The 9905-nt window shown below is 70.7% G+C and carries 7 protein-coding genes and 2 tRNA genes; 3 read left to right on the forward strand and 6 right to left on the reverse strand.

Annotation, left to right across the window (positions count from 1 at the left end; translation table 11 throughout):
* Positions 1 to 41 precede the first annotated feature (41 nt).
* Positions 42 to 1445: a trigger factor gene (gene tig, locus ACFWGJ_RS36570; RefSeq protein WP_387333217.1), complete on the reverse strand. Its 1404-nt coding sequence runs from the start codon at positions 1443 to 1445 to the stop codon at positions 42 to 44.
* 187 nt (positions 1446 to 1632) lie between these two features.
* Positions 1633 to 1709: transfer RNA gene (locus tag ACFWGJ_RS36575), tRNA-Pro, on the reverse strand.
* Positions 1710 to 1862: 153 nt separating this feature from the next.
* On the opposite strand from ACFWGJ_RS36575, the gene ACFWGJ_RS36580 reads away from it, so the two are divergent.
* Positions 1863 to 1933: transfer RNA gene (locus ACFWGJ_RS36580), tRNA-Gly, on the forward strand.
* A gap of 515 nt (positions 1934 to 2448) precedes the next feature.
* Here ACFWGJ_RS36580 and ACFWGJ_RS36585 read toward each other — a convergent pair.
* Positions 2449 to 2643 (reverse strand): hypothetical protein, encoded by a 195-nt coding sequence (locus ACFWGJ_RS36585; RefSeq protein WP_107016269.1) that lies wholly within the window; start codon positions 2641 to 2643, stop codon positions 2449 to 2451.
* Positions 2644 to 3233: 590 nt separating this feature from the next.
* Here ACFWGJ_RS36585 and ACFWGJ_RS36590 point away from each other — a divergent pair.
* Positions 3234 to 4406, forward strand: coding sequence for an acyltransferase family protein (locus tag ACFWGJ_RS36590; RefSeq protein WP_387333220.1), 1173 nt, complete (start codon positions 3234 to 3236; stop codon positions 4404 to 4406).
* 115 nt (positions 4407 to 4521) lie between these two features.
* On the opposite strand, the gene ACFWGJ_RS36595 is transcribed toward ACFWGJ_RS36590, so the two are convergent.
* Genes ACFWGJ_RS36595 through ACFWGJ_RS36605 form a run of 3 tightly spaced genes read right to left on the reverse strand, consistent with a single transcriptional unit; the run spans position 4522 to position 8323 of the window.
* On the reverse strand, positions 4522 to 4998 hold the full coding sequence (locus ACFWGJ_RS36595; RefSeq protein ID WP_387333222.1) for an HD domain-containing protein: 477 nt from the start codon (positions 4996 to 4998) through the stop codon (positions 4522 to 4524).
* Positions 4995 to 7445, reverse strand: a complete 2451-nt coding sequence (locus ACFWGJ_RS36600; protein WP_387333224.1) for an ABC transporter permease — start codon at positions 7443 to 7445, stop codon at positions 4995 to 4997. Before ACFWGJ_RS36600 ends, ACFWGJ_RS36595 begins: the two co-directional genes overlap by 4 nt.
* On the reverse strand, positions 7445 to 8323 hold the full coding sequence (locus ACFWGJ_RS36605) for an ABC transporter ATP-binding protein (RefSeq protein ID WP_387333228.1): 879 nt from the start codon (positions 8321 to 8323) through the stop codon (positions 7445 to 7447). Before ACFWGJ_RS36605 ends, ACFWGJ_RS36600 begins: the two co-directional genes overlap by 1 nt.
* A 278-nt stretch (positions 8324 to 8601) precedes the next feature.
* Between ACFWGJ_RS36605 and ACFWGJ_RS36610 the strand changes: the two genes are divergently transcribed.
* Entirely contained in the window at positions 8602 to 9795 is a 1194-nt protein-coding gene (locus ACFWGJ_RS36610; protein WP_387333226.1) for a cation:proton antiporter, read from the forward strand.
* The last annotated feature ends 110 nt before the right edge of the window (positions 9796 to 9905 follow it).

Genomic DNA, 9905 nt, shown 5'->3' on the forward strand with positions numbered 1-9905 from the left:
GGAAGCGTCCTGGGGGCCCGTAGCCGCGTACCGCGAGGCGGTCAGGCCTCGGTCTTCTCCGGGGCCGGGGCGGCCTCGGCGGCCTCCTCGGCCGAGCCCTCGGCAGAGTCCTCCGTGGAGGTCTCGTCCTCGTCCTCGTCGTCGAGGTCCACGACCTCGCCGTTCGTGTCCTTGACGGTGGCGGCCTCGACGACCACGGCAAGCGCCTTGCCGCGGGCGACCTCGCCGACGAGCATCGGGACCTGGCCGCCCTCGACGACCGCCTGGGCGAACTGGTCGGGAGACATGTTCGAAGAGGCCGCACGCCGCATGAGGTGCTCGGTGAGCTCCTCCTGGTTGACGTTCAGCTTCTCCTTGTTGACGAGCTCGTCCAGGACGAACTGCGTCTTGATGCCCTTGACCGCCGCTTCCTTGGTCTCGGCGTCGAACTCCTCGGCCGTCTTGCCCTGGATCTCCAGGTACTTTTCGAGGTCGAGGCCCATCTGGCCGAGCTGGTGGTGCTCCAGGTTGTGCTTGCGGGTGTTGATCTCGTCCTCAAGAAGCTTCTCGGGGACGGGCACCTCGACGAGCTCAAGCAGCTTCTCCAGGACTCGCTCCTGGGCCTGCGTGGCCTGGTCGTACTGCTTCATGTTCTCAAGGCGCTTGCGGCTGTCGGCGCGCAGCTCTTCGAGGGTGTCGAACTCCGACGCGAGCTGCGCGAAGTCGTCGTCCAGCTCGGGCAGCTCGCGCTTGGCGACCTGGCTGACCTTGACGGTGACCTCGGACTCCTTGCCGGCCGCCGAGCCGCCCTTGAGCTCGGAGGAGAAGGTGGCCTCGCCACCGGCCTCCAGGCCCTTCACGGCCTCGTCGATGCCGTCCAGCAGCTCACCGGAGCCGATGGTGTAGGAGACGCCGCTCGCGACGCCGTCCTCCAGGACCTCGCCGTCGACCTTGGCCTCCAGGTCGAGGGTGACGACGTCACCCTCCTCGGCGGCACGCTCGACGGGAGCGGTCGAGGCGAAGCGCTCGCGCAGCTCCTCGACGGCCTTGTCGATGTCCTCCTCGCCGACCTCGACGGCGTCGACCTCGACCTCGATGCCGGAGTAGTCCGGGATCTCGATCGTCGGGCGCACGTCGACCTCGGCGGTGAAGTTCAGCGTCTCGCCGTCCTTCAGCTCCGTGATGTCGACCTCGGGCTGGCCGAGGACGTTCAGCTCGGCTTCGTTGACCGCTTCGGTGTAGAACTTCGGAAGCGCGTCGTTGACCGCTTCCTCAAGAACCGCACCGCGGCCGAACCGCTGGTCGATGACACGAGCCGGAATCTTGCCCTTCCGGAACCCCTTCACCGTGACCTGCTGGTTGATCTTCTTGTACGCCGCGTCGAGGCTGTCCTTGAGCTCCTCGAAGGGCACCTCGATGCTGAGCCGAACCCGGGTCGGGTTCAGGGTCTCCACGGCGCTCTTCACGGTTCGGTCTCCTTGGGGGCTGACTTCTTTGGGTTCTACTGACGGTCACCGCCGGATACGGCGGAGCCTCAGCGGACTGGCGGCCCTTGAGGGACGTAAAAATGCAGACACACGGGCGCGCAGTTTGCATACTAGCCGCAGCCGGTACACGCCCCAAAAAGGTGATCTCGCCGGTGCTCCGGCACGGTGGTCGGGGTGGCGGGATTTGAACCCACGGCCTTCCGCTCCCAAAGCGGACGCGCTACCAAGCTGCGCCACACCCCGTCTGGTGCGACACGTAGGGTACATGCCCGCGGACCGTGCCATGCCCGCATTTCCGGGGGCGTCGCCGCCCGTCGGAACGGGGTGTGCGGCGAGGGGCTGCGACCCGCTACGATGCTTCAGTGCCGCGGGTCACTGACCTGCGGTGCATGCTGTGCGGGCGTAGCTCAATGGTAGAGCACTAGTCTTCCAAACTAGCTACGCGGGTTCGATTCCCGTCGCCCGCTCTGTACGGCTCAGGGCCAGGCCGGAGGTTGCTTCCTCCGCCTGGCCCTGACGCGTTTCCGGCCGCGGGCCGGCCGCCGCCCGCTCGCCTGCCGGTCAGCGAGGAGCGTGAGCGGGGGCGCGAGGAGGCGGGCCGGGGCGTCCGGGGGCACGGGACGGCCCGCGCGCGGAACCAGGACGCAGCCTCCGGAGTCGTGCGCGATCGGCGAGGGGCCGGGGGCTCGTGAGCGCCGTGCGCCCCACGACCCCGCGGGGAGCCCGCAGGGGCCCGCAAGGCGCGCGGAAGGGGCGGACGTTCGCGTGCCGGGCGCCGGGCCGCACATGCGGGGCGCGGGCACGGTCGTGACCATGGCCGTGGCGGCGACGGAAACCGTGGCAGTAGCGAAGACGAAATGCCCGTTCCGGGGTCGTCGACGGGCCGGCCGTGCGCGGACCGTGCCGGGCAGCGGGTCCGGGCGGTCCCGCCCCGTCCGCTCCCGCGCCGCGCGCCCATGGATCGCCGGGCCCGTGCACCCGCTCAGAACTGGATCGAGTTGATGGTCTCCGCTATCGAGTTGAGGAAGCGCTGGATGTCGTCCGCCATGCCTGTGGAGGCAAGGAAGAAGCCGAAGAGCACGGCGACTACCGCCGGCCCCGCCTTGATCGATCCGCCCCGTATCAACACCACCAGGACGATCGCCAACAGCAGCACCACTGACAGCGAAATGGCCACAACTGATCACACCCTACGGTCGGTCCGCTCTCCCGGCCCGGAGGTGCAACCCCGCACACCCCCGCCAGAACCATCGTGCCACCAACAGGGCCGCCGTATGCGGCGGGTGAGGCATCCATCGGTCACCGACGTGAACGGCCAGGCCCCGCACGGCAATTCGAGGTATCCCTCGCGCGAGGAATTCCGAAAGATCGTTTCCATGTCCACCCACCTGTGCACACAACCTGTTCGCAGGTAATTCGAATTGTTGGCACAGGCACACGCGGACCCTGCCGGGCGGGGCACTAACAGGGCACTAAAGCCGACTCGATCGGACATTCCACCAGAGTCGCCCGCGGGTGGTATGCGATGTTTAGTCATGACGAATCAGGACGTAACACCCCTGCCGAATGTGGCGACCGCCATAGTCATTGCCATGTCAACTTCCCCAAATCCTGGGTACCCGAGGGACGATAAGCAGGATTCGACTCAGGGGTTTTACGGAATCCCACAGACAACGCTAGGGTGCTTCAGATGTCCTACGCCGCCTCGTCCCCCGCATGCGCGGCGAGGTCGCGGATCGTCTCCCCCGGCTCCTGGTGGGAGGGTCTGTGACGAACTCGCTCCGTCCGCACGGCCAACAGAGGGCTCCACTCCCACCGGCACAGTCACCGGCCTCCGGAGTACCGAGTCCGCGACCAGCAGGAACACCGCACGCGGGCACCGCCGCCGCGCCGGAGACAAGACCCGCCAAACAGCGTGACGCGTTCTTCGACAACGCCAAGTACCTCGCGATCGTCTTCGTCGCGATGGGCCACGCCTGGGAACCGCTGACCGACCACAGCCGCGCCGCCGAGGCGCTCTACATGGTCGTCTACACCTTCCACATGCCGGCCTTCATCATCATCTCCGGCTACTTCTCCCGCAGTTTCGACATGCGCCCCGACCGGCTGCGCCGGCTGATCACGGGTGTCGTCGTGCCGTACGTCCTCTTCGAGGTGGCGTACTCCCTCTTCAAGAGGTGGGCCGACGACGACCCGAGCCATCCGATCAGCCTGCTGGACCCCTGGTATCTCACCTGGTTCCTGGTCGCGCTGTTCGTGTGGCGGATGACCGTCCCGCTGTGGAAGATCGTGCGCTGGCCCGTGCCGCTCGCGCTCGCCATCGCCGTCCTCGCCTCCGTCTCCCCCGACATCGGCGACGACCTGGACCTGCAACGGGTCCTGCAGTTCCTGCCGTTCTTCGTCGTGGGCCTGTTCATGAAGCCCGAGCACTTCCAGATCATGCGGCGCCGCGAGGTCCGGATCCTGTCGGTGCCGGTGCTCGCGCTCACGCTGACCTTCGCGTACTGGGCGGGGCCGCGGATGAACTCGGCGTGGTTCTACCACCGTGACAGTGCCCAGGAGCTGGGTGCGCCCTGGTGGGCCGGTGTCGTGATGACCCTCGCGATGTTCGGCTGCTCGATGGTGCTCACGTCGTGCTTCTTCGCGTGGGTGCCGCGGCGCAAGATGTGGTTCACGGTGCTGGGCGCGGGCACGCTGTACGGCTACCTGCTGCACGGCTTCCTCGCCAAGGGGTCCCGCTTCTGGGGCTGGTACGACGACTACGCCTGGCTGAGCCATCCGGTCGGCGAGGTGTTCGTGTCCGTGTTCGCCGCGGCGGTCATCACGGCGCTGTGCACGCCGTTGGTGCAGCGGGTGTTTCGCTTCGCGATGGAGCCGAAGATGGAGTGGGCGTTCCGCCGGGATGCCACGGAGGTTGCTCGCGAGCGGGCCAAGTCTTGACGGGTTGGCCCGATCGCAGGCCCGTGCGCTTGCGGTAGTGGGGTGTCTGCGGGCCGGTCGTGGCTGGCCGCGCAGTTCCCCGCGCCCCTGGAGGGCGCCCCTGCGGGGGCGCTTCTCAGGGGCGCTCGGTGGTGTGCAGGCCCAGGAGTTCGTGCATGTTTCTGTACTTTTCTGTCAGGCGGGTGCGGGTCTCTTCGTTCAGGGCCGACAGGCGTTCCGGGTTCGTGTTGTGGGCCAGGTCCGATTGCTTCACCAGGAGGGCTCCTGGGGTGTTCAGGATGCGGGTGGCGTAGGTCTGTGGGGGCTCGTCCGGGCGTTTGGTGACGGCCAGCACGATGGCCTTCGTACGGGCGGAGAGTGCCGCCCCGCGCAGCCAGTCCTCGGAGAGCACGCCGTCCTCGACGGAGTCGTGCAGCCAGGCGGCGGCGATCTGGTCGTCGTCGCCGCCGCGGGCGCGCACCCCCTCCGCCACCGCCCGCAGATGCTCGGCGTACGGGCGGCCCGCCTTGTCCGTCTGGGCGGCGTGGGCGTTGCGTGCCAGGGCCTCGACCTCGGTGAGGGTCAGCAGCGGGCGGGGCTCGTTGTCGGTCATGCGTCGAGTGTGCCCCGTAGCGCCGCCCGCGCCGGTGCGGTCACCGCCGTCAGCCCGAGGATCACCACGGCCGCCACGAACGATCCGTACACCAGCGGCGGTATGTACGGTGCCTGGCCCGTCAGGCCCTTCGTCATCGGGACGAGGGTGGCGAGTGCGATCGCCGTGCCGAGGGCGACGCCCGCCAGGGCGACGAGCAGCGCCTCCCAGCGGATCATGCGCATCACCTGGCGGCGGGTGGAGCCGATGAGCCGCAAAGTGCCCAGTTCCCGGCGGCGGTCGAGCACGGTCATCACCAGGGTGTTGGCGGCGGCGACGGCCGCGAATCCGCCGAGGACGGCCGCCATGACGGTGTTCGCCCACTCGTTCAGTTCGAGGTCGAGGGACCGGGCTGCCGTGTAGTCGCCGCGGGCCAGGACCGTGCCCGACTCACCCGCCGCCTTCGCCAGACCGCGGGCGGTCCCGCCCCTCGTCCACACCTCCGTGACGAGGGCGGAGGTGACGTGGGTCGCGAGATCGGCGTGGGCCATGGTGATCTGCGACAGGCCCATGCCCCGCCCGTACGTGGCGACGACGCGCGGCGAGGTCTTCGTACCGTCGGGCAGGCGCAGTTCGATGCGGTCGCCCACGCCGACGCCGACGTTCGCGGCGAGGGAGGCGTCGACCGCGACCTCGCCCCGTCGCAGGGACAGGGCGCCCTTCTCCACCTTCAGGTCCTGCACGCGGGCCAGGTCGCGGGGCGAGCCCGTGATCCCCTGCGTGGAGGCCGAGTCGAGCGTTCCGTCCCCCCGGTACAGCACCTCGGTCCGCAACAGGCCGACGGCGGCGGTGACTTCGGGGGCCTCGGCGGCCTTCCGTACGGTGTCGGGGGCGAGGCCCGCCTCGGAGGTCACGATGTGGTCGGCCACGATGCCGTCCCGCTGCTGCTGCCGGGTGACCCGCTCCTCGCTGGTGTGCAGGAAGACGAGGACGGACGAGAAGGCCACCGCTAGGACGATCGGGGTGATCGCGGAGGCCATCCGACGGGCGTTGGTACGGGAGTTGGCGGCGGCGAGCGAGGCGGACGCGCCCGCTCCGCGCAGCGGGAGCCCGAACAGGGCGGCGCAGGCGCGGGCGACCAGCGGGCCCAGCAGGGCCACGGAGAGCATGAACAGCATCACGATGCCCAGCGCCGCGTTGGCCGCGTCCTCGCCGCTCAGCGAGGCGGCGAGGCCCGCGCAGACGGCGCCTCCGACGGCCGCCGCGATCCCGAGCGGGGTACGGATCCAGCCCGGGCGCAGCCGTTCCACCGAGGCCTCGACGAGCGCCTGCCCCGGCTTGGTGCGGGCGGGGCGGCGGGCGGCGGCGTACCCCGCGACCAGCGCCGCCACCAGGACCGTACCGACGGCCGACAGCAGCGGGATCCACGAGACGGACAGGCCGACGGCCTGCGGGATCGCGCCTTTGTCCCTGAGCTGTCCGAACCACCAGCGGGCCAGGGCGATCCCGGGCAGGCAGCCGGTCAGGCCCGCGAGGGGCGCGACGAGCAAAGTCTCGGTGGCGACGGAGCGGCGGATCTGGCGCGGGGTCGTCCCGATGGCGCGCAGCAGCGCGAACTCGCGGGCGCGCTGGGCCACCGACAGGGCGACCGTGCCCATGGCCGTGAAGACGGCGACCGTGGTGGCAGTGCCGCCGAAGGAGCCGCCGAGGGCGATCAGCATCTCCCTGGACTCGGCGAGGGAGGGGTCCTCCAGGGCTCCGCGGTCGTCGCCGGTGTGCACCTGCGCGTGCTTCCCGAGGGCGTGCGCCACCCGGGACCTGAGGGTGTCGGCGGATGTGCCGTCCTCGGGGAGGACGGCGATGGCGTCGATGCGGGCGGGGTGCCCGGAGATGCGTACGGCTTCGGTGTCGGCGAACCAGGCGGTGGGACCGCCCGTTCCGGCCAGGCCCGAGACGCGGAAGGTGCGGGGGCCGCCGGCGGTCGTGAGGGTGACGCGGTCGCCCACCGTGCCCTCGGTGAGGACGACTTCGCCCTGCCGGGGAGCGTGGCCCGCCGTCAGCCGTTCGCCGGTGAAGGCGGTGGAGCCCCAGCCGTGCGCGGTGAGCGGCTCTCCGGTGCGCTTCTGCACGGGGAAGGTCACGTCCGGCACCGCGGTACGGGCGCCGGGCACCGCGCGGGCCTGCGCGACCAGCGAGTCGTCGAGGCGGGCCCGGTCCGGGACGGGCACGGGGTCGTCCTCGCGGTCCTCGCCGTGGCCGGTGACGAGGTGGGCGCGCTGGTCGGCGGCGGCGACCACAGGGGCGCCCGCGTAGCGCACGGGCGGGACGGAGGCGCGCAGGCCGGTCTCCAGGAGGATGCCGCAGGCCGAGACGATCAGCGCGGCCATCGCGAGCGCGACGAACGTGCCCACGAACGCGGCGGGCTTGAAGCGGACGGCGGCACGGGCGAGCCCGTTGGGCACGAACATCAGGCCGCCGCCCGCGCGGCGGAGTGGATGCGGGCGGGGGCCGTCAGGGCGGTCATACGGGCGGCGATCCGGTCGGCCGGGGCTCCTTCGAGGTGGTCGGTGATCGCACCGTCGGCGAGGAAGAGCACGCGGTCGGCCCAGGCGGCGGCCGTCGGGTCGTGGGTGACCATGACGACGGTGGCGGCCTGTCCGTCCACGGCCTGCCTGAGCAGTCCGAGGACCTCGGCGGCGGTGGTCGTGTCGAGGGCGCCGGTGGGTTCGTCCGCGAAGACGACGTCGGGGCGGGTGACCAGGGCGCGGGCGATGGCGACGCGCTGCTGCTGGCCGCCGGAGAGCTGGCCGGGGCGGCGGCGTCCCAGTCCGTCGAGGCCGACCTGGCGCAGGACGTCGGCCGCCCTGCGCCGGTCCGGGCGGTGACCTGCGAGGCGCATGGGCAGGACGACGTTCTGCTCGACGGTCAGGGACGGCAGCAGGTTGAACGCCTGGAAGACGAACCCGAGGCGGGAGCGCCGCAGTGCCGTCAGCTTGTTCTCGCTCATGCCCGTGATCTCGGTGCCGCCGAGGCGGACGGTCCCCGCGTCGGGCCGGTCGAGGCCGGCCGCGCACTGCAGGAACGTGGACTTGCCCGACCCCGAGGGCCCCATGACGGCGGTGAAGCTGCCGCGCGGGAGGGTCAGGTCGATGCCGCGCAGGGCGTGCACCGCCGAGGAGCCGCGGCCGTACCGGCGCCGCACGCCCCGGAGTTCGACGGCTCCCTCCCCCGCCGGACCGGCCTGGCCCGCCGGATCGCGGACCGGGCCCGCCGGGTGACCGGCCGTACCGGGTGCCGTGCCAGATGCCGCGTCCCGGTCCTCGTACCGCTTCCTGCGCAGCCCCATGGCCGGGTCCGCCCCTTCGTCGTCCGTCGTGTCCCGCTCGTCGGCCGCGTTCGCCGCCGACGCCTCGACGCTACGGATCAGGGACCGGCCGTGACCATGAGGACGGCCGCCGGGTCCGGGTGGGGAGAACCCCACCCTTCTTGGCACTTCTTAATCGTTTGGTAAACTAAGTACTGACGCTTTCTTGACGTTCTCTTGACCCACTTTTCCTGTTCAGCCGACCACCCCCTCGACCAAGGAGGAACGGGCCCATCGGACACGCAGAGCTTCTGATCGCCATGGGCGGCGCCTTTCTGGCCGCCGCCGTTCTCGCCCGCGTGGGTGCCCGGATCGGGCTCCCCACCATCCCCCTGTTCATCCTGGCCGGGATACTCCTCGGCCCCCACACCCCCGGCTTCGTGCTCGTCTCCGACCCGCACGAGATGGAGATGCTCTCCGCGCTCGGCCTGGTCCTGCTGCTCTTCTACCTCGGCCTCGAATTCCACCTGGACGACCTCAAGGCGGGCGGGCGCCGGATGGCGCTCTCCGGAGGCACCTACCTCGCCCTGAACGTCGGCGCGGGCCTGGCCTTCGGCTTCGCCCTCGGCTGGGGTACGTCCGAGGCGCTGGTGCTCGCCGGTGTGCTCGGTATCTCCTCGTCGGCGATCGTCACGAAGGTGCTGGTCGACACGGGGCGGCTCGGCAACGCCGAGACCAAGCCGATCCTCGGGATCATCGTCGTCGAGGACATCTTCCTCGCCCTCTACCTGGCGGCCCTCCAGCCCATCCTGTCCGGCGCCGACTCCCTCGGCTCGGCCGTCCTGGACGGCGGCAAGGCCTTCGCCTTCCTGCTGCTGCTGGCACTCGCCGCGCGCTTCGGCACGCGGATCGTCAGCCGCCTCTTCGACACCAGGGACGACGAACTGCTCGTCATCTCCTTCCTCGGTGCGGCCGTGTTCATGGCGGGGGTCTCGGAGTGGTTCGGGGTGGCGGACGCGATCGGGGCGTTCATGGTCGGTCTGATGCTCGGCAGTACGACGTCGGGGCCGCGGATCCTCAAGCTGGTGCATCCGTTGCGGGACGCGTTCGGGGCGATGTTCTTCTTCGCGTTCGGGCTGTCGATCGACCCGGGGGATCTGCCGACCGTGCTGTGGCCGGTGCTGGCGGCTGTCGCCGTGACGCTGGTCATGAACGTGCTGGCGGGGCTGGGGGCCGCGCGGATCTACGGGTTCGGGCCCGGGCCCGCCGCGAACATCTCTACGACGTTGCTCGCTCGGGGGGAGTTCGCGCTCATTCTCGCGACGATGGCGGCGGTGGCGGGGCTTGATGAGCGGTTGTCGCCGTTCATCGCCGGGTATGTGCTTGTGCTGGCTGTGCTGGGGCCGTTGGCCGCGGGGCGGTCGGGGTGGCTGGCGCGGATCCTTCCCGGAGGGAAGGGCGCGTGGGCCGCTGAACGGGCCGCCGAGCCGCGGGAGTCCACACCGGTGGGCTGAGGGGCCTTTTTCTCGCCCCCGCCGCCCCTACCCGGTCCCGTCCACGCATGGGGGCTGCGCCCCCTCGCCCCCCTTTGCGCAGTTCCCCGCGCCCCTGAGGGGCTCAGGGG

Origin of the sequence: Streptomyces sp. NPDC060205 (genome assembly GCF_042728395.1) — a bacterium.
Taxonomy (GTDB): Bacteria; Actinomycetota; Actinomycetes; order Streptomycetales; family Streptomycetaceae; genus Streptomyces.